26 protein-coding genes are annotated in these 22,537 nt (G+C 57.0%); 16 read left to right on the top strand and 10 right to left on the bottom strand.

The genetic code is table 11. The features are described 5' to 3' along the window. Positions 1 to 146: 146 nt before the first annotated feature. The 6 genes from ACR0JR_RS00380 to nthA form a co-directional block, all read right to left on the bottom strand. A complete protein-coding gene (locus tag ACR0JR_RS00380; protein WP_480454608.1) occupies positions 147 to 623 on the bottom strand; it encodes a hypothetical protein in 477 nt (158 codons plus the stop codon). 79 nt (positions 624 to 702) lie between these two features. Next, entirely contained in the window at positions 703 to 945 is a 243-nt protein-coding gene (locus ACR0JR_RS00375; protein WP_260025341.1) for a DUF2842 domain-containing protein, read from the bottom strand. Continuing rightward, positions 945 to 2,237, bottom strand: a complete 1,293-nt coding sequence (locus tag ACR0JR_RS00370; protein WP_010439192.1) for an adenylosuccinate synthase — start codon at positions 2,235 to 2,237, stop codon at positions 945 to 947. Before ACR0JR_RS00370 ends, ACR0JR_RS00375 begins: the two co-directional genes overlap by 1 nt. Positions 2,238 to 2,458: 221 nt before the next feature. After that, positions 2,459 to 2,788 carry a nitrile hydratase accessory protein gene (locus ACR0JR_RS00365; RefSeq protein ID WP_480454607.1) on the bottom strand — a complete coding sequence of 110 codons (330 nt, stop codon included), beginning with the start codon at positions 2,786 to 2,788 and terminating at the stop codon, positions 2,459 to 2,461. After that, on the bottom strand, positions 2,785 to 3,462 hold the full coding sequence (gene nthB, locus ACR0JR_RS00360; protein WP_480454606.1) for a nitrile hydratase subunit beta: 678 nt from the start codon (positions 3,460 to 3,462) through the stop codon (positions 2,785 to 2,787). Before nthB ends, ACR0JR_RS00365 begins: the two co-directional genes overlap by 4 nt. After that, the gene (gene nthA, locus ACR0JR_RS00355; RefSeq protein ID WP_319546885.1) at positions 3,459 to 4,073 is read right to left on the bottom strand and encodes a nitrile hydratase subunit alpha; all 615 of its coding nucleotides are present in this window, start codon (positions 4,071 to 4,073) and stop codon (positions 3,459 to 3,461) included. The genes nthB and nthA overlap by 4 nt, the downstream gene beginning before the upstream one ends. 151 nt (positions 4,074 to 4,224) lie before the next feature. Here nthA and secG point away from each other — a divergent pair, with 151 nt between their 5' ends. The 11 genes from secG (at position 4,225) to ACR0JR_RS00300 (ending at position 13,456) form a co-directional block, all read left to right on the top strand. After that, entirely contained in the window at positions 4,225 to 4,593 is a 369-nt protein-coding gene (gene secG / locus ACR0JR_RS00350) for a preprotein translocase subunit SecG (protein WP_480454605.1), read from the top strand. 160 nt (positions 4,594 to 4,753) lie between these two features. Then, entirely contained in the window at positions 4,754 to 6,397 is a 1,644-nt protein-coding gene (locus ACR0JR_RS00345) for a CTP synthase (RefSeq protein WP_480454604.1), read from the top strand. A 102-nt stretch (positions 6,398 to 6,499) separates the two neighbouring features. After that, complete coding sequence (locus tag ACR0JR_RS00340; protein WP_480454603.1) at positions 6,500 to 7,276, top strand: isocitrate lyase/PEP mutase family protein; 777 nt, start codon at positions 6,500 to 6,502, stop codon at positions 7,274 to 7,276. 71 nt (positions 7,277 to 7,347) lie between these two features. Next, complete coding sequence (locus ACR0JR_RS00335; protein ID WP_480454602.1) at positions 7,348 to 7,641, top strand: DUF1330 domain-containing protein; 294 nt, start codon at positions 7,348 to 7,350, stop codon at positions 7,639 to 7,641. A 41-nt stretch (positions 7,642 to 7,682) separates the two neighbouring features. Further along, on the top strand, positions 7,683 to 8,132 hold the full coding sequence (locus tag ACR0JR_RS00330) for a tellurite resistance TerB family protein (protein ID WP_170469179.1): 450 nt from the start codon (positions 7,683 to 7,685) through the stop codon (positions 8,130 to 8,132). Positions 8,133 to 8,153: 21 nt separating this feature from the next. Then, positions 8,154 to 8,591 (top strand): tellurite resistance TerB family protein, encoded by a 438-nt coding sequence (locus ACR0JR_RS00325; protein WP_319547306.1) that lies wholly within the window; start codon positions 8,154 to 8,156, stop codon positions 8,589 to 8,591. 132 nt (positions 8,592 to 8,723) lie between these two features. Continuing rightward, positions 8,724 to 9,899, top strand: a complete 1,176-nt coding sequence (locus tag ACR0JR_RS00320; protein WP_480454601.1) for a S41 family peptidase — start codon at positions 8,724 to 8,726, stop codon at positions 9,897 to 9,899. 269 nt (positions 9,900 to 10,168) lie between these two features. After that, complete coding sequence (locus ACR0JR_RS00315; protein WP_010439167.1) at positions 10,169 to 10,945, top strand: ABC transporter ATP-binding protein; 777 nt, start codon at positions 10,169 to 10,171, stop codon at positions 10,943 to 10,945. Between the two features lie 31 nt (positions 10,946 to 10,976). Continuing rightward, positions 10,977 to 11,690 (top strand): transporter substrate-binding domain-containing protein, encoded by a 714-nt coding sequence (locus tag ACR0JR_RS00310; RefSeq protein ID WP_480454600.1) that lies wholly within the window; start codon positions 10,977 to 10,979, stop codon positions 11,688 to 11,690. Between the two features lie 75 nt (positions 11,691 to 11,765). Continuing rightward, the gene (locus ACR0JR_RS00305) at positions 11,766 to 12,653 is read left to right on the top strand and encodes an ABC transporter permease (RefSeq protein ID WP_480455170.1); all 888 of its coding nucleotides are present in this window, start codon (positions 11,766 to 11,768) and stop codon (positions 12,651 to 12,653) included. Continuing rightward, a complete protein-coding gene (locus ACR0JR_RS00300; protein ID WP_010439160.1) occupies positions 12,650 to 13,456 on the top strand; it encodes an ABC transporter permease in 807 nt (268 codons plus the stop codon). Before ACR0JR_RS00305 ends, ACR0JR_RS00300 begins: the two co-directional genes overlap by 4 nt. On the opposite strand, the gene ACR0JR_RS00295 is transcribed toward ACR0JR_RS00300, so the two are convergent. After that, the gene (locus tag ACR0JR_RS00295) at positions 13,453 to 14,280 is read right to left on the bottom strand and encodes a M90 family metallopeptidase (protein ID WP_480454599.1); all 828 of its coding nucleotides are present in this window, start codon (positions 14,278 to 14,280) and stop codon (positions 13,453 to 13,455) included. The genes ACR0JR_RS00300 and ACR0JR_RS00295 overlap by 4 nt on opposite strands. A gap of 193 nt (positions 14,281 to 14,473) precedes the next feature. On the opposite strand from ACR0JR_RS00295, the gene ACR0JR_RS00290 reads away from it, so the two are divergent. The 5 genes from ACR0JR_RS00290 to ACR0JR_RS00270 all read left to right on the top strand — a co-directional run bounded on the left by ACR0JR_RS00290 (position 14,474) and on the right by ACR0JR_RS00270 (position 20,519). After that, a complete protein-coding gene (locus ACR0JR_RS00290; protein ID WP_480454598.1) occupies positions 14,474 to 15,793 on the top strand; it encodes a glutamine synthetase family protein in 1,320 nt (439 codons plus the stop codon). Between the two features lie 58 nt (positions 15,794 to 15,851). After that, complete coding sequence (locus ACR0JR_RS00285) at positions 15,852 to 16,532, top strand: type 1 glutamine amidotransferase (protein WP_170779133.1); 681 nt, start codon at positions 15,852 to 15,854, stop codon at positions 16,530 to 16,532. Next, positions 16,532 to 17,890: a glutamine synthetase family protein gene (locus ACR0JR_RS00280; RefSeq protein WP_480454597.1), complete on the top strand. Its 1,359-nt coding sequence runs from the start codon at positions 16,532 to 16,534 to the stop codon at positions 17,888 to 17,890. Before ACR0JR_RS00285 ends, ACR0JR_RS00280 begins: the two co-directional genes overlap by 1 nt. 12 nt (positions 17,891 to 17,902) lie before the next feature. Then, positions 17,903 to 19,207 carry an NAD(P)/FAD-dependent oxidoreductase gene (locus ACR0JR_RS00275; RefSeq protein ID WP_480454596.1) on the top strand — a complete coding sequence of 435 codons (1,305 nt, stop codon included), beginning with the start codon at positions 17,903 to 17,905 and terminating at the stop codon, positions 19,205 to 19,207. Between the two features lie 112 nt (positions 19,208 to 19,319). Beyond that, the gene (locus tag ACR0JR_RS00270; protein WP_480454595.1) at positions 19,320 to 20,519 is read left to right on the top strand and encodes a DegT/DnrJ/EryC1/StrS family aminotransferase; all 1,200 of its coding nucleotides are present in this window, start codon (positions 19,320 to 19,322) and stop codon (positions 20,517 to 20,519) included. A 2-nt stretch (positions 20,520 to 20,521) separates the two neighbouring features. On the opposite strand, the gene ACR0JR_RS00265 is transcribed toward ACR0JR_RS00270, so the two are convergent. The 3 genes from ACR0JR_RS00265 to ACR0JR_RS00255 all read right to left on the bottom strand — a co-directional run bounded on the left by ACR0JR_RS00265 (position 20,522) and on the right by ACR0JR_RS00255 (position 22,429). Further along, entirely contained in the window at positions 20,522 to 21,283 is a 762-nt protein-coding gene (locus tag ACR0JR_RS00265; protein ID WP_480454594.1) for a trypsin-like serine peptidase, read from the bottom strand. A gap of 8 nt (positions 21,284 to 21,291) precedes the next feature. Beyond that, complete coding sequence (phaR, locus tag ACR0JR_RS00260) at positions 21,292 to 21,846, bottom strand: polyhydroxyalkanoate synthesis repressor PhaR (protein ID WP_170469152.1); 555 nt, start codon at positions 21,844 to 21,846, stop codon at positions 21,292 to 21,294. A gap of 136 nt (positions 21,847 to 21,982) precedes the next feature. Further along, positions 21,983 to 22,429: a phasin family protein gene (locus tag ACR0JR_RS00255; protein WP_029621740.1), complete on the bottom strand. Its 447-nt coding sequence runs from the start codon at positions 22,427 to 22,429 to the stop codon at positions 21,983 to 21,985. Between the last annotated feature and the right edge of the window lie 108 nt (positions 22,430 to 22,537).

The following is a 22,537-nucleotide window of genomic DNA, read 5'->3' as shown; positions in this document are numbered from 1 at the left end:
CTCAACATCCAGATGGCGGTACCCACCGGCGACGCTGATGCCAGGTCGCCATTTCTAGCTGGCTTGTACCAGCGCATCTCACCGTAACTCTGAACAATAACCAAAGCCGCCAATGTTTCCCATCGCGGTGACACTCCATCGATCGTTCAGAGCACAACTGTAGCGCGCTCCAACCAATGGGTCAGCGTGCTGAATGTGCGATCCAGCACCGTGGTTAAGACATCAAGATCCCAATGGCGCAGCCCGGCAATCGCTTCCAGCCGCAACTGTTCATCTTCATAAACCGCGAAACCGGCTCCCAGCGAGGTCATGGTGCCCTCAAGCTCCCAACTAGCGGCGTTGTCAAATGGTCCGATGGAAACATCGTCTCCAAGGTTCAGGTAATTGAACTCGCCTCCAATGGACCATCGGCCATTTCGGGCCTCGCCTGCAATCAGAAAGGCCCCCTTTAGAATATTGAAGATCGAGGTGTCCCCGTTCACCGGCGGGTTCGGCCCCATATCAAGGGAGGTCCTGAATTCTGGTCCCCAAACATCGGGTGCAACCGTGTAGTTCCAGTCTCCAGCCTGAGCGCCATATGCGGCACAAGACACGGCGAACGCCGCGAAAAGCCCTTTATTCATACCCTAACCGCCCTTACCTGCAACGCATTTAAGCTGCAGTCAGCGTGCCTCGCGAATGACGCAACGGCAGTCGGAAAGTCTAATTTTGATCCTGATCTGGGTCTTCTTTACCCACACCACGAAAGACAAACTTGAAGGGTAATGCCCATAGAATGCCCAACGCGACATAGACCAAAAGCTCCAGCCAGATTGGCGGGCGGTCAAGCCAGTTCACGATAGTCACAACCGCAACGATATAGGCTGGCAACCCGACCAGCAGCAGTACCAGAGACCAGCGCCGCCGTGCTTTGTAGCTGAGGCCGGGTTTTTCGCCGCCGCTCATCAGTCTGCAAACGGGTCGGTCACCAAAATGGTATCCTCCCGCTCCGGGCTGGTGGACAATAGGGCAACCGGGCAATCGATCAGTTCCTCGACCCGGCGCACATATTTGATCGCGTTGGCCGGCAGATCAGCCCAGCTGCGTGCACCTTCTGTCGATTCGCTCCACCCCGGCATCTCTTCGTAGATCGGCGTGCAGCGCGCCTGTTGATCGGCGGCTGTCGGCAGATAGTCCAGACGTTTGCCATCCAGCTCGTATCCAACGCAGATTTTCAACGTCTCGAACCCATCCAGAACATCCAATTTGGTCAGCGAAATGCCGTTCACACCGCTGGTCGCACAGGTTTGGCGTACCAGACAGGCGTCGAACCACCCGCAGCGTCGCTTGCGACCCGTCGTCGTGCCGAACTCATGTCCCCGTTCGCCCAGACGCTGGCCATCTGCATCATCCAACTCGGTGGGGAATGGCCCCTCACCCACGCGGGTCGTGTAAGCCTTGACAATGCCCAGAACGAAGTCGATCGAGCCCGGTCCGATTCCGACGCCCGTTGAGGCCTGGCCTGCAATCACATTTGACGATGTCACAAACGGATAGGTCCCGAAATCAATATCCAGCAACGCGCCCTGCGCGCCTTCGAACAGGATACGCTTGCCCGCCTTGCGCTTCTCATTCAGCACCTTCCACACCGGAGCTGCGAAAGGTAAAATCTGCGGCGCGATCTCTTTCAGCTGCGCGATCAACGCGTCCCGATCAATCGGATCAAGCCCCAAACCATTGCGCAGCGCGTTGTGATGGACCAGAGCCCGATCCACCCGCAGCGCCAGCGTTGCGTCATCGGCCAAGTCAGCCACGCGGATCACGCGACGCCCGACCTTGTCCTCATAACACGGACCGATCCCGCGACCGGTCGTCCCGATCTTGGCGACCGAATTCTGGCTCTCGCGCGCACGATCCAACTCGCCATGGAACGGCAGGATCAGTGGGGTGTTTTCAGCAATCATCAGCGTCTCAGGCGTGATATCGACGCCTTGTGCACGGATTGTTCCGATCTCTTTGATCAGGTGCCACGGATCAAGAACAACACCATTGCCGATCACACTCAGCTTGCCGCCGCGCACCACGCCCGAAGGCAGCGCGTGCAGTTTGTATACCTCGCCCTCAATGACCAGTGTGTGCCCGGCATTATGTCCACCCTGAAAACGCGCGATCACGTCTGCACGCTCGCTGAGCCAGTCGACGATCTTGCCTTTTCCTTCGTCACCCCACTGGGCGCCGACAACAACCACATTGGCCATATCCGGTCCTTTTGCGCTGAATATTCAAACCCGGCTCATATAGCGGGGCACAGACGGCAGGGAAACCGATATTTCGCCGCAGATGCAAATCACGCTGCGCGCGATGCTTTCGGCGGAGGTAGATATGGCCAGATGAAGAACGGGAACCCTGCTTCATCTGGCTTTAAATATCCCGGGGGGAGTCGCCCGGACGGGCGGCGGGGGCAGAGCCCCTTCTGCTTTTAGCGTAAGTGTACGGGGTGACCGTGGGGTGTTGTCAGATAGGCCTCTTCCCATGCATTGCGAATATCTTGGACATCATCAGTGGGTGCTTCTCCCTGCTCAGCCAGCAGCGCCTCCAAGGTCTCCAACCAAGCGTGAAAGTAATCGTCACCACCATCCAGTTCTTTTTTGAGGCCGTTCCGTTTCAAAGTAATGGAAAACCGCTCTGCCCAGTCCGACCAATCAAGCCGGCCCGCTTCGTTCAAAGCTACGGTGACTGCAAAAACCTGCGCGTGCCAGGGCTCGGTGAAAATCGGCTCCGGGGCCGAATGGATGATACAATCGCTCATGCGGGCTCCAGATAAGATTGCCACAGGTCCAATACGACCTCATCCGCCGTATGCTCAGGATTTGCCCAAAGCTCCGAGGCGGGAATCGCGACGGCGTAAAGCGGCTCAGGGGCCTCACCTAATCCATGGGCGTTGGAATCCGGCAGCACATGGGTGCCATGCAGCCTGAGAATGCGACCCTTTGCGCCTGAGGCATAGGCCGGAAGTCGGGTGTGGCCGCCCTCAACCAGACGATTTGCGCTCTGGCCCAGAGTTCGGACGGCTTGCCCGGTTTCAAACCGAACTTCGACGTTCGACGGGCGATCCGCGGGTCCACCTTTGGCCAAAGCGTCCGCGACTGCCTCAGCCTTCAGGGTGCGCTCTGCCAAAGGATGGTCACCATCCCGGTCCACACCGCGCAAATCTTCAAGCGTCAGGACACCCTTATCGACCAAAAGATCGGCTAGACCGGATATCCACTTCTCATAGTAAGAAAACCGCGCGTAGTCTTTCGGAGACAGTTTTTCACGCGCGTGGCGTGAGACGTCGATATTCCATTGCCCCAGAAATCCCGCAGCGAGTGTTACCGCCAGCGCCCGACCGTGCCAGTCTTCCGCAAAAATCGGAGCGTCCTCAGCCTCCGGCACAACCGCGCCATCGCCAAAACGCCCTCCCATGTCATGAACCCGCGTCATGAAGGCACCTTGGGCAGCCCGGTGCCGATCATACTGTCGCGGGTTACCAGCGCGGCGAGTTCTTCCTCGCTCAGCCCCTCGCTCCCCTCCGGTCGCATCGGCAGGACAAGATAGCGAATCTCAGCGGTCGAGTCCCACACCCGTACGGATGTATCTTCGGGCAGCGTCACGCCAAATTCGGCCAGAACCTTGCGTGGTTCGCGTACGGCGCGGGCGCGGTAGGCATCGGATTTGTACCAGCCGGGGGGGATACCCAGCAGCGGCCACGGGTAACAGCTGCACAGAGTGCACACGACCATGTTGTGCTGCTCGGGCGTGTTTTCCACCACAACCATATGCTCACCCTGCCGCCCGTAATACCCCAGATCGGCCACGACCGAAGTGGCGTCTTCCAGCAGCGCGGCTTTGAAAGCAGGATCGCTCCAGGCTTTGGCAACAACACGCGCGCCGTTCTGAGGACCGATCTTGTTTTGATAAGTATCAATGATTTCATCCAAAGCGGCCGGATCGATCAGCCCCTTGCGAGTCAGAATCGTTTCAAGCGCTTTGACGCGAAGCGCGGGTTCAGGGGGCAACAGGGCGTGCGGGTGGTCGTGATCATCATGTGGCATGGGGCGCAGCCTGCGCGACAGAACCGCACCCTGTCCAGTCTCTTTGGTGTGATATGAAACATCACTGCTCGTGATGCCAACTCGTGACTTGCCCCCGCTGGCAAACTTGCATAAGTACCACGCGATACACGCCACGCTGTACAGGACCACCATGGAAAACGTCGTTCTCATCATCCACCTTCTTCTGGCTTTGGGCCTGATTGTCGTTGTGCTGATGCAACGTTCCGAAGGCGGCGGCCTTGGCATGGGTGGCGGTGGTGGCGGGGCCATGACCGGCCGCGCGGCAGCGACCGCTCTGGGCAAGCTGACCTGGATCCTGGCTGCGTGTTTCATCGTAACCTCGATCACGCTGACGATTCTGGCCGCTCAGAAATCTTCGGGCAGCTCGGTGATTGATCGTTTGGGCGTATCTGCTCCGGCACCGGCTGAGGAAAGCGCTCCGGCGGTTCCATCTGCGGATGAACTGCTGCCGCCAGCACAAGGCGACAACGCTCCGCTGATCCCGCAGGCTGCCGACTAAGCCACAAAACCTAGAAATTCATAAGGGAACTGCAACAGCATCTTGCGGTTCTCTTGCGCTATGTGCGCGAATCCTTTATATGTAAAGTCCCGTGATGCAGCGGTTTTTTGTAAGCCGCCGGGCAGCTGATAATGACGTCTCACGGGAGCAGCCGAACAACATGGCGCGTTTTATATTCATCACTGGTGGTGTGGTTTCATCCTTGGGCAAAGGACTGGCTTCGGCGGCTCTGGGCGCGCTGTTACAGGCACGAGGGTATTCGGTGCGTCTGCGTAAGCTGGACCCCTACCTGAACGTTGATCCGGGCACCATGTCGCCCTTCGAACATGGCGAGGTGTTCGTCACTGATGACGGGGCCGAGACCGATCTGGACCTTGGCCACTATGAGCGATTCACCGGCGTGGCCGCACGCAAAACCGACTCGGTCAGCTCGGGCCGGATTTATTCCAACGTACTGGAGAAAGAGCGGCGCGGAGATTACCTCGGCAAAACCATTCAGGTGATCCCGCATGTCACCAATGAGATCAAGGATTTCATCGCCATTGGCGAGGATGAGGTTGATTTCATGCTCTGCGAAATTGGCGGAACCGTGGGCGATATCGAAGGCCTCCCCTTCTTTGAAGCCATCCGACAGTTCAGCCAAGACAAGCAGCGCGGTCAGTGCCTTTTCATGCATCTGACGCTGCTGCCCTACATCAAGGCGTCGGGCGAGTTAAAAACCAAACCGACCCAGCATTCGGTGAAAGAGCTGCGCTCGATCGGTCTTGCGCCTGACATTCTGGTGTGTCGCTCGGAAGGACCGATTCCGACGAAAGAACGCGAAAAGCTGGCCCTGTTCTGCAACGTCCGCCCCGATAGCGTCATAGCAGCGCAGGATCTGTCCACCATCTATGACGCCCCGTTGGCCTATCACCGCGAAGGTCTGGATCAGGCGGTCCTGGACGCGTTCCAGATCAGCCCCGCGCCCAAGCCCGATCTGGCCAAGTGGGAGGATGTCAGCGACCGCATCCACAACGCCGAAGGCGAGGTGAAAGTGGCCATCGTCGGCAAATACACCCAGTTGGAAGATGCTTATAAGTCGATCGCCGAGGCCCTGACCCATGGCGGCATGGCCAATCGGGTCAAGGTCAAGGTCGAATGGGTCGATGCCGAGGTGTTTGACAATGAGGATGTCGCCCCCCATTTGGAAGGTTTCCACGCCATCCTCGTCCCCGGCGGCTTTGGCGAGCGTGGGACCGAGGGTAAGATCAAGGCCGCTCAATACGCGCGCGAGCATAAAGTGCCCTATCTGGGCATCTGTCTGGGCATGCAGATGGCCGTGATAGAAGCAGCGCGTAATGCGGCGGGAATCACCGAAGCAGGGTCCGAAGAATTCGACCACGAGGCCGGGAAAAAGCGTTTCGAGCCCGTGGTTTACCACCTGAAGGAATGGGTACAGGGCAACCACAAGGTCGAACGCAAAGTCGGCGACGACAAGGGCGGCACCATGCGTCTGGGCGCGTATAACGCAGTTCTGGCTGAAGGCTCGAAAGTGGCGGACGTCTACGGCGGCACCCAGATCGAGGAGCGCCACCGTCACCGCTATGAAGTTGACATCAAGTACCGCGACAAGCTGGAAAAAGCGGGCTTGCACTTCTCGGGCATGTCGCCGGATGGCCGCCTGCCAGAAATTGTCGAATGGTCAGATCACCCGTGGTTCATCGGTGTTCAGTACCACCCGGAACTGAAATCCAAACCCTTCGACCCGCACCCTCTGTTCCGCGATTTCGTGCGCGCCGCGAAAGACACCTCGCGCCTGGTCTGATCACGGACCGATAACAGTATTGTACCCCTCGGCGCGAAATATCTTTACGCGCCGACCAGTTACACGGTTAACTGCCGCCATAGCAGTGACAGGAGACCGGCCATGACCAACCAGATTACCCAAGCAGAAACCTTTGCCGCCCTGCATAAGAAGGGCGATCCGGTCATCCTTTACAATATCTGGGACCCCGGCAGCGCCGCCGCTGTGCGCGATGCGGGGGCCAAGGCACTAGCGACCGGCAGCGCTCCGGTCGCGATGGCACAGGGGTTTTCGGATGGGCAGAACATTCCCTTTGATGCGGCGCTGGACAACGCCCGCCGCATTGTTGAGGCGGTCGATATCCCGGTTACGATGGACCTTGAAGGCGCCTATGCCGAAGATACTTTCGGCATATCGGCCAATGTCAAACGCGCGCTGGAAACCGGCGTAGTCGGCTTCAACTTCGAAGACCAAATTGTTGGTACCAAAGAGCTTTACGGCATTGAAACCCAAGCCGCGCGTGTCGCCGCCATGCGCGAATCTTGCGATGTTGCGGGTGTGCCTGCTTTCATCAACGCCCGCACCGATATTTTCCTCAAGGCGGCTCCGGAAACGCATGACCAAGCGATGCTGGATGATGCCATGGCCCGCGCCAAAGCCTATGCCGATGCTGGGGCCAGCGGCTTCTTTGCACCGGGACTGAAAGACGAAGCGATGATTGGCCAGCTTTGCGAAGCCACCGACCTGCCCGTCAACATCATCGCCCTGCCCGGCACGCCGGATACGCCAACGCTTGCAAAACTCGGCGTGGCGCGGATCAGCTATGGCCCGGTGCCTTATCGGCAAATGATCGCTTGGCTGCAGGACAAAGCCCGCGAGGCGCTGCAAACAGGCGGTTGATCCACTTTTAAGGGATTGCATTTTATGCAGTTCCTCCGCACCTTGCATCAGACATCAGCGGAGGAATTGCTTTGGCCAAAGGTTATTGGGTCGCCCATGTCGACGTAGACGACATCGAAACCTACAAATCATATGTCGCTGCCAACGCGGCCCCTTTTGCCGAATATGGCGGCAAATTTCTTGTGCGTGGCGGTGAAAGAACCGATGTCGAGGGTAAAGCCCGCGCCCGTACAGTCGTGATCGAGTTTCCCAGCTATGAACAAGCCCTGGCCTGTTATGAAAGCGCAGGATATCAGGCCGCCAAAGCCCTTCGCGATCCGGTTTCAACCGCTGATCTTGTGATTATTCAAGGCTATGAAGGCTAGCACCGCTTGGCGCGCCTCGAATTACGGAATATCTTGACCTCATGTTGAAAAAATTCTTCCAGGCCTTCCGGCCTCCGCAACATGACAAGTTGCCCGATCCTGATGCCGAACTGGCTTTGGGGGCGCTGCTAGTGCGCGTAGCACAGGCCGATCGCGACTATAAGCTGGAAGAGATCAGCCTGATCGACCGCATCCTTGCGCGTCTCTACCAGCACAACGCGATCGAGGCCGCCAAGGTCCGCGCCACTTGCGAGAAGCTGCACGCAGCCGCCCCCGAAACCGACACGTTCGGCAAACTGATCCGCGAAACCACCAACCTGAACGAACGTCTGGCGGCTCTGGACGCGCTTTGGGAGGTGGTTCTGGCCGACGGCAATACGGATGAAGGCGAGGTCAAGATCGTCGAAGAGGCCCGCATTGCCATGGGTCTCAGCTTCAACGACAGTAAGGCCGCACGCGAACGGATACAAAGCCGCTTGGAAGCGACTTGAGCAGCCTCTATATGTTTGACCATGTTCAGTGATTTCCTGTCCCGGCTTACACAGCCGCAGCCCGACCCGCTTGTAGAAGATGACGCCCGTCTGGCCCTCACCGCCTTGTTGGTGCGAATTGCACGATCCGACAATGACTATGCCGATACCGAAATGGCCCGGATCGACCGCATCTCGGCTGAACGTTTTGGCCTGTCCCCGTTCGAAGCCGCCTCCCTGCGCGCCCGTGCTGAAGATCTTGAGGCAGAAGCCCCCGACACCGTCCGCTTTACCCGCGCCATCAAAGAGGCCATTGCCTATGATGATCGCCTAGCCGTGGTGCAGGCAATGTGGTCGGTTGCATTGGCAGATGGACACCGCAGCGGAGAAGAGGATTCGCTGCTGCGTCTCGTCGTAAGCCTGTTGGGTGTCAGCGACGTGGATTCGGCACTGGCACGGCAAAAAGCAGCCAAGGCCTGAGCCAATTGCAGCACAGCCAAGCGAAAAGCCCAACTACGAAGCTGCTGGATAATTTTACCTGAGCTGAGAAAGCTTGATGTCGGCTTCGTGTCCAATCTAGACATTGACGATTGGCTATGCGCACTGTGAATCATGGCGCTGACGGAAGACCTGAAGCAAATTCTAGAAACTGCTCTGCCAACCGATCCCAGCTTTCGTCGGATTGATAAGGCCTTGATAGACAGCTGCCTTAGTGAAACCCGGCGATACGCCTCGGAGGGCTGTATCGAAGCCTTCTTGATGTCCGCAATGCGCCTATTGGCGCTCCCCCAAAATGGGCACACAAGGCTGATCCCGAATGATGCGATCTCGGTGCTGCCGCTGAGGTTCGTGAGCGTGGGGCGTTCAGTGCAAGTCATGGGGGCGGCACCAGGGGTAATTGCACCGCGAGGAAAATTGATCGCGATCAACGGTGTGGCTTTGAGCCAAATCGAAGCCACGGCAGAGAGTTTTCTGGCGGGAACATGCCAAAGGAAAAGGGTCATCGGTCCGATCCTTTTTGCGTGGCCGTACGCTTTGGCACATTTGGGTTATTCGTCAAACGGCAAAGCGACCGAATATCGTGTGCAGGACGAAAATGGACAGATAGCGAATCTGAAATTGGCAAATGAACATACGGTTCCCGGATCGATGCTCTACCCGAGAAACGAGCACGGCAAGGCTGATCCAGCTTGGGAGCCCGAGATTTTTGTGGAAATACAGGACTGGCAAGAGCTTGGGCTATCAATAGTGTTACCAAGCTTCTTTGATCCGAACGAAAGTGCGCTACCCAAAGCCATCTCAGCCGCAGTGGAACATGTGCGCGTCGGCTCGACTAAAACACTTCTGATTGACGTTCGCGGGAATACTGGTGGCGACTTTCTTCTAACGATGCCCTTGATCGACGCGATCTCGGAAAGCGCAAACAAGCAGGTTGTTGTGCTTGTCGATAAATTCACGTTTTCCGCAGCGATAGTGTTTGTAGCCATCCTTAGACATCGATTGGGAAACAGGTTCAAACTCATTGGAGAAGAAATGGGTGACGGATTGACGTTCTTTGCCGAGGGCGGGTTGCTCGATTTGCCGGTTAGCGGAGCGGTCGTTCGATACTCATCAGCCTTTCACGACTGGAAGAATGGAACGTCTGACGAAACCACACCGCCCGATATCGCGCGGCAAATCGTACCCGCAGGAGCACTGAGTTTGGATTTGGAATGGGTCGCACGGCCTATTGGTGAGGATGGAAACGTTGCGTTCTATCAACAAATTCTCAAAAGCGTGATCGATTAGACGAACGGCCGGTAAGTCCCGCAATGTTGGCATTGGATATCGTTCATATGATGGTGGTGTCGATAGCCTGAGAACCGTCACTGCAAATCTCATAAGCTTACCTGTCTGTTCGCCCTAACGGCACGCAAATCGCCCAACCAACTGACAATTCTGACAGCGTCATTGGCCAAATTGGCTATTTCTCAGCGTGAACTTGTTATTTGCGCATTGCATTAGCCCGATTTTTCAGCCCTATTACCGCACCAACACCAATCATATCTGGACAGCCCGTGACAGACGCCGCTCCCGTCATCGAGATCAAGAACCTTCACAAAAGCTTTGGCCAACTTGAGGTGCTCAAGGGCGTGGATATCACCGCGCATCGCGGCGACGTTGTCTCGCTGATCGGGTCTTCAGGCTCGGGGAAATCCACCCTATTACGCTGCTGCAACCTGTTGGAAGACAGCCAAGAAGGCGAGATTCTGTTCAAAGGCGAACCAGTCCGCTGGACCGGCAGCCACAATCACCGTCGTCCAGCCGACCCCAAACAGGTGCTACGCATCCGCACCAATCTGTCGATGGTGTTTCAGCAGTTTAATCTGTGGGCGCATATGACCATCCTGCAAAACGTGATGGAGGCCCCCGTCACCGTTCTGGGCCGAGATCGATCCGAGGTTGAGGACAGCGCTCGCAGGTATCTGGAAAAGGTCGGCATCGGCGACAAATGCGATGTTTATCCGGCGCAGCTGTCGGGCGGACAGCAACAGCGCGCCGCCATAGCGCGGGGGCTGTGCATGGAACCGCAGGCGCTGCTGTTCGATGAACCGACCTCGGCGCTCGATCCCGAACTGGAACAGGAAGTGATCAAGGTGATCAAGGATCTGGCTGCGGAAGGCCGCACCATGATCATCGTGACCCACGACATGAAGATGGCTGCGGATATCTCGAGCCACGTCGTCTTCCTGCATCAGGGCCTGATTGAAGAAGAGGGCCTACCAGAAGATCTATTCACCACCCCTGAATCCGAACGGCTTCAGGGCTTTCTCTCCGCCACTCAGGCGGCTTAATCAACGGACAGAACCAATAAGGGGAGTAACAATGAAAAACCTGATTCTGACCACTGCAGCACTGGCGCTGACCGCCGGTATGGCCATGGCCGATACCGTGCGCATGGGCACCGAGGGCGCCTATGCGCCTTGGAACTTCATCAACGACGCGGGTGAGATCGACGGTTTCGAACGTGAACTGGGCGATGAGCTGTGCAAGCGCGCGAATCTGGAATGCGAATGGGTCAAGAACGACTGGGATTCGATCATTCCGAACCTGGTGTCGGGCAACTATGACGTGATCATCGCAGGTATGTCGATCACCGACGAGCGCGACGAAGTCATCGACTTCACCCAGAACTATACGCCACCGGATCCGTCTGCCTATGTTGCGCTGTCCGATGACGTTGACGTCGCTGGTGGCGTTGTCGCAGCTCAGACCGGAACCATTCAGGCAGGTTACATTGCTGAATCCGGTGCAACTCTGGTCGAATTCGCCAGCCCTGAAGAAACCATCGCAGCCGTCCGCAACGGCGAAGCCGATGCTGTGCTGGCTGACAAATCCTTCCTCGCACCGATCGTCGAAGAAGACGGTGAGCTGAAATTTGTTGCCGATGACGTACCGCTGGGCGGTGGCGTCGGCATGGGCATCCGTGAATCGGACGGTGAACTGAAAGAAAAGTTCAACGCAGCGATCCAATCCATGAAGGATGATGGCAGCCTGAACGAGCTGATCACCAAGTGGGAAGTGTCCTCGACCTTCTAATCTAATGATCCAAGTGGCGCGCCCTGAACGCTGGGCGCGTCGCTGCAGCGCCCTTGCCAGCCTAAGAGGCCCGCCATTTTCTCGTACTGCTCCGATCCCGATACGCTGGGTACATTCCGTTGGTTCTCATGCTACCTGACCAACGGCGTCCACTGGTCGTTCTACGCCTCATTCCTCAAGGTGCTGGCCTTGCTGGCGGTCACCGCCCCGGTTGCATTGGGTTTTGGCTTTGTCGGAGCCATGGCAGCGCGCTCGCATATCCCGCCGGTTAGCTGGTTGGGCAAAGGGTATATCGCGATCGTACGCGGCGTGCCCGATATTGCTTTTTTCATGTTCTTCGTGATCGCTCTGGATCAGGGTTTTGAGTGGGTAAGACACAAGATTCTCTGCCCCGACTGGACCGATCCGATCCGTCAGGGCAACGATTTCCTCGTCTGCCAGGCCGCCAAACTGCCACTGGGCAGCGCCCCTGAATGGGTGCACGAAACCTACGGCTTTTTCCTCGCGGTCATCACATTTTCCATTGTGTTCGGCGCTTTCGCTGCCAACGTCTTGTTCGGCGGCATGCGCGCCGTGCCGCATGCGCAGCTGGAAACGGCAGAAGCCTACGGCATGACCCGACGCCAGACATTCTGGAAAATCCTTGTTCCTCAAATGTGGGTTTATGCCCTGCCCGGTCTGTCCAACCTGTGGATGGTGTTGATCAAGGCGCCCCCCCTGCTGTTCCTGCTGGGGGTCGAAGATATCGTTTATTGGGCCCGCGAATTGGGCGGCACAAAAACTTCGAAATTCACGCAGTACCCCCATGGCGATTGGCGCATGTGGTACTTCCTTGGATTGCTGATCTTCTACCTTGGCATGACGCGTTTCTCGGAACTCGGGCTTGAAAAACTGATGCGTCGCCTGTCCCACGGTCAGGCCACATCAGGCGGCGAGCTTCTGCGTAAGGAGACCACCGAATGAGCTGCATCCAGACCATACAGGATTATGGCCTCCGTTCGCTTGGCTTCGGTGAACGCCTTCTGCCCAAGACCGATTTCACATTGTGTGAGCAGTTTACCCTGATCGGCTCGGGTATGATCTGGAACGTCTATTTCGGCGCGATGGCGCTGGCGACCGGGTTCTTTTTGGCCACTGCGCTAGCCGTTGGAAAAGCATCCACCAACAAATGGCTGCGCAAACCGTCCGAGTGGTTCATCTTCCTGTTCCGGGGGTCGCCGCTCTTCATTCAGTTCTTCTTTGCATATTTCTTCTTCTTGTCACTGAAGAAAACTTACCCGATGTTCGACGCTCTGACCTCGGCTTGGCTGGGCGCCCTGATTGTGCTGTTCCTGAACACAGCCGCCTATTCGGGCGAGATCTTTTATGGCGCCCTACGCTCGATCCCCAAGGGAGATATTGAAGCGGCAGATGCCTACGGCATGTCGGGCTGGTCCCGGTTCCGCCGCATCGTCTGGCCCACCATGCTGCGGCTGGCATGGCCCGCCTATACGAACGAGGCGATCTTTCTGTTCCACGCAACTACGCTGGTCTTCTTCTCGGCCTTCCCGGCCTGGCAGCAAAGGGGCGATGCGCTGTACTACGCCAGCTATTTCGCGGACAAGACGTTCAACCCGTTTATCCCCTACCCGATTCTGGCATTCTATTTCATCCTGTTGACGCTGGTGATCGTTTGGGGGTTTGGCATGATCAACAAACGCCTGAACCGCCACCTGCCAGCCGAGCGAAAAGCAAAGATGCGGTTCCGCCTGAACCTTGCCCGCTAAGCCCAGTCCACTGGATTGAGTCGGAACAGTTTCGAAAGCTGCTCGTAGACTTCTGGCACCTCGTGCTTCAACGCACGGGGGCGCTCGAAGAATACTTCGACCGAGACCGCAAAGAACTCTTCATGCCCCGTCGCACCATAGGGGTCGATTACCGTACGCCGCCCGCTCTCAACAGCGTGGACATGCGCGTCATAGGCGGTCAGGAAAACCTTTTCCCATTCGGCAAAACTCTGCCCTTCGCTCAGGATCGGCACACCATTCGTACCTCCAGACAGATCATCAATCTGATGCGCAAATTCATGTAGCACCACATTCTGGCCATCGCGATCATCCTGCGCGCCCTGCTGGCTGTGCGCCCATGATAGGATGACCGGCCCGCGATCCCAGCTTTCGCCGGTTCGCACGATCTCTTTTTCAGACACGACATAACCCGAGCGTCGCTGCTGCTTTGACTTGAACGCATTGGGATAGATCAGAATGGTCGTCAGATTGTCATACCAAAGATCGCTGTTGATCACGAGCAGACAGGCCTGCGCCGCAATCGACAGCTCCATCTCTTCGGTCACTTCCAGCCCGTCGCAGCCATAAAAGCTGACCTGATCCAGAAACAGATTCACTTTGCCATCCAGGTGGCTGCGCAATGAGGCGGGTAGCCGCCGGATGATGGGCACCTGTTGTTTGATAATGTCACCCTGATGCGAGGTCAGATGGGTCGCCAGCAGCGCCGCGCGGGCCTGCTTTTTGGACCAGAGATAATAGCCGATCACGCCAGCAATCAGTAACGCAATAGTAAGAAAGATGAACATACCCGAGACTATAGGCATCACCGCTCCGGGTACAATCAGGTGCCTGACTGTTGTACAACTCGGAAGAAAGCGGTTTTGATCCCTGTACAAGTTGGAAGATTTCCAGTTTCGGCCCTCATCGCAAAAAGCGTTGACTCATAATTTGATCAAATTTAGTGACAAGGCGCTAATCCTGATTTAAACCTCTCGTGACAAGACCACGGAGCCTACAATGGACCTGAGCGCCCTGCACACATTTCGCGTCGCCGCCTGTGACCTGAACGGACAGATGCGCGGCAAACGCGTGCCACCCTCCTATGCCACCAAGCTGGATAGGGGGGCCGTTCGAATGCCGTTCTCAGCGCTCAATGTCGATCTTTGGGGAGCCGATATTGATGGCAGCCCGTTGGTCTTCGAAAGCGGAGATGCCGATGGCGTCCTGCGTCCGACGGGGCGTGGCCCAGTGCCGGTGCCCTGGCTCGACACAACCACGGCTCTGGTGCCCATGTGTCTCTATCACGATGATGGCACACCCTTTGCGGGCGATCCCCGGCACGCGCTATCTTCGGTACTGGACCGCTATGCAGAACGAGGCTGGTCGGTTGTTGCCGCCACTGAGCTGGAATTCACTCTGCTCGACGCTTCAGGCGACCAACCGCAAGCTCCTATCAACCCGGTCACCGGTCGCAGGCTGCAGGACGAGGCCGTTCTGTCGATGGCCGAGATGGATGCCTTTGATGCGTTTTTCACCGATCTCTATGATGGCTGCACCGCAATGGGCATCCCGGCCCAAACCGCCATTTCTGAGAGCGGGATTGGCCAATTTGAGATCAACCTGAATCATCAGGACGCCTTGCGCTGCGCCGATGATACGTGGCTTTTCAAAGGCTTGACGCGGGGTCTTGCACGGAAACACGGATTCACTGCGACCTTCATGGCCAAGCCTTACGCCGAGGATGCTGGCAACGGGATGCATGTGCACTTCTCGGTTATAGACGCTGATGGCCAAAATATCTTTGACGACGGGGGGCCCGAAGGCACCGAATTGCTGCGCTCAGCGGTTGCGGGATGTCTGGCCGCAATGCCCGGCTCAACCCTGATCTTCGCGCCGCACGGAAACTCTTACACACGGCTTGTACCCGGCGCGCACGCCCCCACCGGGGCAAGCTGGGCCTATGAGAACCGCACAGCCGCCCTGCGCATTCCGGGCGGTGCCCCTGCCGCCCGACGGATCGAACATCGCGTCGCTGGGGGAGACATCAACCCCTATCTCATGCTGGCCGCCGTGTTAGGTGCCGCGCTGCTTGGTATCGAAGACGGCTTAGAGCCCCCTGCTCCGATATCCGGAAATGCTTATGAGGTTGCAGACCTTCCGCAGCTTGCTCCCGACTGGTCCTCGGCAATTTCCGCATTTGAGACAGACCCGTTGGTTGCGCGCATCTTCCCTGCTGACCTGATCCGCAACATGGCGATGACAAAACGTCAGGAAATCGCGCGCTTCGCAGAGCGGCCCCCAGAAAGCCACTGGCTTAGCTATCTTGAGAGCGTATGAGCCTCTTGCCCGCCTCGTTTTGCTCCGCTAGAATAAATTTGATCAAATTTGGTGAACTATGAAAATCGGCATCCTTGTAACCGGCCACCCACCCGACGAATTGTATGATCAATTCGGGGAATATGATGGAATGTTTCGTGCATTGCTGGGCGGGAACGGCTTCGAATTCCAGACATATGCAGTCGTCGATGGCGAGTTTCCTGAGGACGCACATCAGGCGGATGGATGGGTCATCACGGGCTCACGCCATGGTGCTTACGAAGATCACCCGTGGATACCACCACTCGAGCAATTGATCCGGGACATTCAGAAAACCGGAAACCCGCTGATCGGTGTCTGCTTTGGTCACCAGATCATCGCGCAAGCCCTTGGTGGAAAAGTGGAAAAGTTCAAAGATGGTTGGGCCATTGGACGCACCGATTATCGTTTTGGCGATCAAACCGTCTCCCTGAACGCATGGCATCAGGATCAGGTGACCCAACTGCCCGAAGGTGCTGTGGTCACTGGCACGAATGACTTTTGCCAAAACGCCATGGTCACTTATGGCGATACGATCTGGACCGTGCAGGCCCATCCTGAATATGGAAATGACTTCATTCAGGGCTTGATGGAGACCCGAGGCAAAGGTGTGGTTCCTGATGCGTTGATGCAGGCGGCCGCGAACCGGCATGATGCCCCGGATGACAATGCCAAAATCGGTCGCCACATGGCAGAATTCCTAAAGAAAGCGAGGGCCTGATGGCCGACTGGACAGATCAGCTGCCTGAAGCGGCGCGCACCTATTTCGAAGGCAAACGGCTGGATGAAGTTGAATGCATCATCTCTGACCTGCCCGGCATCGCCCGCGGCAAGGCGGTCCCGGCGTCGAAATTCGCAAAGCAATCTTATTTTCACCTACCCGACAGTATTTTCTACCAAACTATTACTGGGGATTGGGGCGAAGCCGCAGGTGAAGATGGTTTCATTGAACGCGACATGATCCTGAAGCCTGATTTCTCAACTGCGTCGGCCGCACCCTGGACGGGTGACTGGACGTTGCAGGTGATTCACGACGCGTTCGACCGGGATGGGGAACCGATCCCCTTCAGCCCGCGCAATGTGCTTAAACGCGTTGTGAAGATGTACCATGACAAGGGTTGGAAGCCGGTTGTCGCCCCTGAGATGGAATTTTTCCTTGTCGCGCCGAATGTAGACCCGGCGCAAGGGATCAAGCCGATGATGGGCCGCTCGGGCCGTCCGGCGGCGGCGCGGCAGGCCTATTCGATGACGGCGGTCGATGAATTCGGGCCGGTGATCGACGACATCTACGACTTTGCCGAGTTTCAGGGGTTTGAAATCGACGGGATCACGCAAGAAGGCGGGGCCGGTCAATTAGAGATCAATCTGCGTCATGGCGATCCTGTAAAACTGGCCGATGAGGTATTCTACTTCAAACGTCTGATCCGCGAAGCCGCGCTGCGTCACAACTGCTTTGCGACGTTCATGGCGAAACCGATCGAAGATGAGCCGGGCTCGGCCATGCACATCCATCACTCGATTATCGATATGGAATCGGGTCAAAATATTTTCTCGGGCCCTCAGGGCGGAGAAACGGACGCCTTCTACAACTTCATCGCCGGCTTGCAAAACCACCTGCCCGCAGGGCTTGCGGTGATGGCGCCGTATGTGAATTCTTATCGCCGCTACGTCAAAGACCACGCGGCTCCGATCAATCTGGAGTGGGCGCGCGACAACCGCACAACCGGCATTCGCGTACCTCTGTCCGGCCCCGAGGCGCGACGGGTCGAGAATCGCATCGCAGGCATGGACTGCAACCCTTATCTGGGCATCGCATTGTCACTGGCCTGCGGCTATTTGGGGCTGATTCAGCAAGAACGCCCACGCCGCCAATTCTACGGTGACGCCTATGAAGGCGACGGCGATATCCCTCAGATCATGGGTGAAGCCCTGGACTTGTTTGATGAAGCAACAGCCCTGCACGAAGTTCTGGGTCCTGAATTCGCCCGCGTCTACGGCATCGTCAAGCGTGCTGAGTACGAAGAGTTCTTGCAGGTCATTTCCCCGTGGGAACGCGAGCATCTGCTGATGAACGTCTAAGGCAACGACGCGATGAACCTGCTGTATTCCAATGATCGCAAGGCGGAGTACCCGCCGAGCTGGTACGCCGCGACTGCGCATCCATTCGACCGCTATCCGGCACTTGTAGGCGACCACACCGCGGACGTCTGCATTGTCGGGGGCGGATATACGGGCCTTTCGGCCGCTTTGCATTTAGCTGAGGCCGGGTTCGATGTTGTCCTGCTCGAAGCTCACCGCGCGGGCTTTGGCGCTTCGGGTCGCAACGGAGGCCAACTGGGCAGCGCACAGCGGATGGACCAGGAGGATCTTGAGCGGCTCGTTGGCGATGACGACGCCTTAAAGCTTTGGGATCTGGCCGAAGATGCAAAGGATCTGGTCAAATCACTGATCTCAAAGCATCAGATCGACTGCGATCTGAAGCCAGGAATTGCTGTTCTGGGCTTCAACGACTCGGAGCGCGCTGAGCTACATGATCACGCGGCGCATCTGTCGGGCAGATACAAATACGACCAAATCGAAGCCCTGGATGCCGATGCTGCGCGCGGGCTTTGTCCCTCACCTGCCTATGCGGGTGGGTATCTGGACAATGGTGCGGCGCATTTGCATCCGTTGAACTATGCGCTTGGCCTCGCGCGCGCCGCGGTCGGAGCGGGGTTACGACTGCATGAAGACACCGAGGTTCTTGGCATCGATCAGGGCGCTCGCGTGACTGTGCGCACGGAAAAAGGCAAGATCACCGCAGATAACGTTATTCTGGCCTGCAACGGATATCTCGGCGATCTGAACCGGCAAGTTGCATCGCGTGTGATGCCCATCAACAATTTCATCGCGGCAACCGAGCCATTGGGCGCCGAGGCGCAAAAGGTATTGGCCAAGGATATCGCCGTTGCTGACACGAAATTCGTGGTGAACTACTTCCGGTTAAGTGCAGATGGAAGGCTGCTGTTTGGGGGTGGCGAAAGCTATGGTTATCGTTTCCCCGAGGACATCGCCGCCAAGGTGCGCAAACCGATGACCGAGATTTACCCGCATCTGCGAGACGTCAAGATTGACTATGCTTGGGGTGGAACCCTCGGTATCACCATGCGGCGTATGCCCTACCTCGCCCGGATCGCACCGAATATCCTGTCCGCCTCGGGTTATTCCGGTCACGGCGTTGGCACTGCGACCCATGCGGGGCAACTAATGGCACTGGCGATTCAGGGACAGGCTGAGGGGTTTGAGACCATGGCCCGCGTTCCTGCGCTGCCATTCCCTGGTGGACCCGCATTGCGAACGCCCCTGTTGATCTTGGCGATGACTTGGTACGCGACGCGCGACAGGCTGGGCATCTGAACACATTCCATACGACGAATTGGTGAAATCTCGCTGACGATGCGAATTGGGACTTGGCTTGTCAGAGCATCGAATTTATATTTCCCAAAGATAAAATTCGGGAAATCCAAATATGACGCTTGTACCCAACGTTCATGAAGCCGAACCTATCCCCGCAGCCGCAAGAGACGCCATCGACGCCCTGATGAAGTCAGGCGATCTGTTCCGCTATACCGCCCCGCAGGATGCGCCTGTCGCCCTGCTGGAAACAGAATTCGCAGAACTACTTGGCACGAAATACGCGCTCGCTGTTTCGTCCTGTTCCGCAGCACTATTTCTGTCGCTCAAAGCGTTGGGCTTACCCCGCGATGCGCGGGTTCTGATTCCCGGATTTACCTTTGCGGCCGTGCCGTCTTCAATCGTGCACGCGGATTGCATTCCGGTTCTGTGCGAAGTCGGCGACAATTATCGCGTCGATATGGCCGACTTCGCCGCCAAGCTCGACAGCGTGCAGGCGGTGATCATTAGCCACATGCGCGGCCATACTTCGGATATGGACGCCATCATGGAGTTGTGTGACGCACTCGATATCCCTGTGATCGAAGACGCGGCCCATTCACTGGGCACAACCTGGCATGGGCGTAATATTGGCACTATCGGCAAGGTAGGCTGCTTCTCGTTCCAGTCTTACAAGATGATCAACGCCGGTGAAGGTGGCATTCTGGTTAGCGATGATGCTGATCTGGTTGCTCAGGCGGTCATCATGTCGGGTGCGTACGAGCATAACTGGAAAAAACACTCGGGCTCGTCAGAGCTGGAACAGGCCTTTGCCAAATGGCAGAACCGATTGCCACTGTATAACTTGCGCATGAGCAACCTCAGCGCCGCAGTCATTCGCCCGCAAATCCCCGAACTGGCCCGCCGAGTGCGCGACGGGCTGGCAAACCATGACTATGTGGCTGATCGACTGAACACGTCGCCCTATCTCGATGTCCCTGCCCCTCTGGCGCCCGAGCAGCGCGCACCGGATTCAATCCAGTTTAATCTGGTTGACCTTAACGACGAAGAAATTCGCGCCTTCGCCGCTGCTGCCGAAGCGCGTGGTGTCAAAGTGCAGGTGTTTGGCTTGAGCCAGGACAATGCCCGCGCCTTCTGGAACTGGCAGTTCCTGCCCGAGCAGTTTGATCTGCCGCAGACCCGCGCGATGTTGATGAAGGCCTGTGATGTGCGCCTGCCTGTGCGCCTGACACGCGAAGAGCTGGACGTCATTGCCGACATCCTACTGGCCTCGATTGGTGAAGTTGTTGGTCCGATGCCGGTTTATGGAACCTAACTCTAACGCCTGCCCAGATCGAACTCCTGTATAGACAGAAACAATGCATCAATCCCATCGGGGGTTGGTGCAATACGCGATAGTATTCCTGCAACGGCGAGGCCCGCATCGGTTTGTACGAGGAACGGTGCACCAGAATCTCCCATCATGACCGGGCAAATCCCATGGAATAGCCCATCACCTGACGGGTTTGGGGCACATGAGCCCGTTTGACTCAGCACATGCGGGCGCAATCCGGGATACCCTACGACCGAACCGCCCCTCTCAGCGGTCTGAGAAATTGGGAAAAAGCCCAACTGGGCTCCAATTGGTTGGTCCAGTTCCAATACGGCCCAATCCAGATCAGCGCGATTGTTGAAACGACCTCCAACACCCTGCTCTGCATTAAGTCGGTAGGCAGCGACGGATGAAACAGCAATGGCCTCACCGCGTTGATAACCCGATGCAAAGCGAATGCTGCCAGGAGGGATCCAGCGTTGACGGGCAGTGTTGAACAGACAATGCGCTGCGGTCAGAACCAAATGTTCAGCGACAAGAACGCCCGTGCAGTGCGACCGTTGGCTACGACTGGCAAAATTGACGCGCCCTATCGCGCGCCAAGGTTCAGTCGAAGCGTCCAGAATTTCGCGCGCGCGGATATCATCGCAGCCCGCAGCGGAATCCTGTCCTAATGTGCAGACAGGTTCCCAGATCGACGTGAACTGCCCTTGTGCTGCAGTCTGGAATGCCCAAAGCACCGTGCACAGCACAAACAGCCAGCGCATCGGTAAAATCAGCTCAGCTTTGAAAGCTTCTGCTGCAAATCGGCAAGCTGCTTCTTAATGTCGTCCAGATCTTCTTTCGGCTCGGACGGTGCATCAGCCTCTTGCTCGGGGCTGGACCAGTTGCCAGCCAAACCCCCGGTCATGGCCTTCAGGAAAGCCTTTTGCTGCGCCTGCATCGCGTCGAAACCCGGCATCTGCGACATCGGGTTCATCGCATTCATGTTTTCCATCATCTTGGACTGGCTTTCACGCAGCATCTCGAACGAGCTCTGCAGGAATTGCGGCATCATACCCCCGCCCGGCACCATGTAGCTACGGACAAGATCATTTAGCACGTTGACCGGCAGCACATTCTCGCCACGGCTTTCGTGTTCGGCAATGATTTGAAGCAAATATTGGCGGGTCAGGTCATCGCCGGTTTTCAGGTCGATGATCTGCACCTCACGCCCGTCGCGAATAAAGCCCGCGATATCTTCAAGCGTCACGTAATCGCTAGTCTCAGTGTTATACAGCCGACGGCTGGCATAACGCTTGATCAGCAGAGGTTTTTCTTGTTCCGACACCCTGTACCCTCCCCAAGGATGATGCGTTGCAGCAGAGGTTATGCGACTGCAGAACAAAAAGAAAGGGCAGGTCAAGCGACCTGCCCGCAGCGATTGCACCATTTGGGAGGAATGGGTGCTAAGTCGCAGTCTTATCTTACTTTGCAGTTGCTGCTTTCTTTGCGGCAGCAGTCACCTCGTTGGTGGCTTTTTTGACAGCTGCGGTTGCATCTTCTGCAGCGTCTTTGCCAGCCGCCATCAGCAGCTCAACGGTTTCGGTCTGAACTTTTTTCGCAATCTCAGCGAAAGCAGCCAGGTTTTCAGCAGCAACTTCAGCCGACGCGCTTGCGAAGTCGGTTGCGGCTTTTGCGTAATCTGCAGGCTCGGTTTTTGCTTTCGACATCTCGGTCAGTTTGGCCAGAGTTTCTTTGGTCCATTTGTTCGAGATTTCAGCCGATTTTTCAGCTGCGTCCAGAGCAACGCCCGACAGCTTTTCGTTCAGCGAAGCAGTCGATTTGAATGCGTCTTCCAGAGCGGTTGTGTCAACCGGGAACGCGCCCATCATGTCTTTCAGGGTCGCGGTAAAGTCTTGGGTCTTTGCCATTGTCCTAAATCCTTCTAGCCGTTCCGGGCCCACCCCGGTGTTCATCAGCTTGAAGGCAATATGATTGCTGCATCGCAGCATTGCAAGTTTTTTCTTGCTGCGATGCAG

Source organism: Ruegeria sp. AA3, assembly GCF_056542905.1.
Note: the sequence above shows the minus strand (reverse complement) of the source record. Positions and strands in the feature narration are given on the sequence as shown.

Coding starts and splice junctions, on each gene's coding strand:
- ACR0JR_RS00380 (WP_480454608.1), bottom strand. CDS start 623: ATGAATAAAGGGCTTTTCGCGGCGTTCGCCGTGTCTTGTGCCGCATAT.
- ACR0JR_RS00375 (WP_260025341.1), bottom strand. CDS start 945: ATGAGCGGCGGCGAAAAACCCGGCCTCAGCTACAAAGCACGGCGGCGC.
- ACR0JR_RS00370 (WP_010439192.1), bottom strand. CDS start 2,237: ATGGCCAATGTGGTTGTTGTCGGCGCCCAGTGGGGTGACGAAGGAAAA.
- ACR0JR_RS00365 (WP_480454607.1), bottom strand. CDS start 2,788: ATGAGCGATTGTATCATCCATTCGGCCCCGGAGCCGATTTTCACCGAG.
- nthB (WP_480454606.1), bottom strand. CDS start 3,462: ATGACGCGGGTTCATGACATGGGAGGGCGTTTTGGCGATGGCGCGGTT.
- nthA (WP_319546885.1), bottom strand. CDS start 4,073: ATGCCACATGATGATCACGACCACCCGCACGCCCTGTTGCCCCCTGAA.
- secG (WP_480454605.1), top strand. CDS start 4,225: ATGGAAAACGTCGTTCTCATCATCCACCTTCTTCTGGCTTTGGGCCTG.
- ACR0JR_RS00345 (WP_480454604.1), top strand. CDS start 4,754: ATGGCGCGTTTTATATTCATCACTGGTGGTGTGGTTTCATCCTTGGGC.
- ACR0JR_RS00340 (WP_480454603.1), top strand. CDS start 6,500: ATGACCAACCAGATTACCCAAGCAGAAACCTTTGCCGCCCTGCATAAG.
- ACR0JR_RS00330 (WP_170469179.1), top strand. CDS start 7,683: ATGTTGAAAAAATTCTTCCAGGCCTTCCGGCCTCCGCAACATGACAAG.
- ACR0JR_RS00325 (WP_319547306.1), top strand. CDS start 8,154: ATGTTCAGTGATTTCCTGTCCCGGCTTACACAGCCGCAGCCCGACCCG.
- ACR0JR_RS00320 (WP_480454601.1), top strand. CDS start 8,724: ATGGCGCTGACGGAAGACCTGAAGCAAATTCTAGAAACTGCTCTGCCA.
- ACR0JR_RS00310 (WP_480454600.1), top strand. CDS start 10,977: ATGAAAAACCTGATTCTGACCACTGCAGCACTGGCGCTGACCGCCGGT.
- ACR0JR_RS00300 (WP_010439160.1), top strand. CDS start 12,650: ATGAGCTGCATCCAGACCATACAGGATTATGGCCTCCGTTCGCTTGGC.
- ACR0JR_RS00295 (WP_480454599.1), bottom strand. CDS start 14,280: ATGCCTATAGTCTCGGGTATGTTCATCTTTCTTACTATTGCGTTACTG.
- ACR0JR_RS00290 (WP_480454598.1), top strand. CDS start 14,474: ATGGACCTGAGCGCCCTGCACACATTTCGCGTCGCCGCCTGTGACCTG.
- ACR0JR_RS00285 (WP_170779133.1), top strand. CDS start 15,852: ATGAAAATCGGCATCCTTGTAACCGGCCACCCACCCGACGAATTGTAT.
- ACR0JR_RS00280 (WP_480454597.1), top strand. CDS start 16,532: ATGGCCGACTGGACAGATCAGCTGCCTGAAGCGGCGCGCACCTATTTC.
- ACR0JR_RS00275 (WP_480454596.1), top strand. CDS start 17,903: ATGAACCTGCTGTATTCCAATGATCGCAAGGCGGAGTACCCGCCGAGC.
- ACR0JR_RS00270 (WP_480454595.1), top strand. CDS start 19,320: ATGACGCTTGTACCCAACGTTCATGAAGCCGAACCTATCCCCGCAGCC.
- ACR0JR_RS00265 (WP_480454594.1), bottom strand. CDS start 21,283: ATGCGCTGGCTGTTTGTGCTGTGCACGGTGCTTTGGGCATTCCAGACT.
- ACR0JR_RS00255 (WP_029621740.1), bottom strand. CDS start 22,429: ATGGCAAAGACCCAAGACTTTACCGCGACCCTGAAAGACATGATGGGC.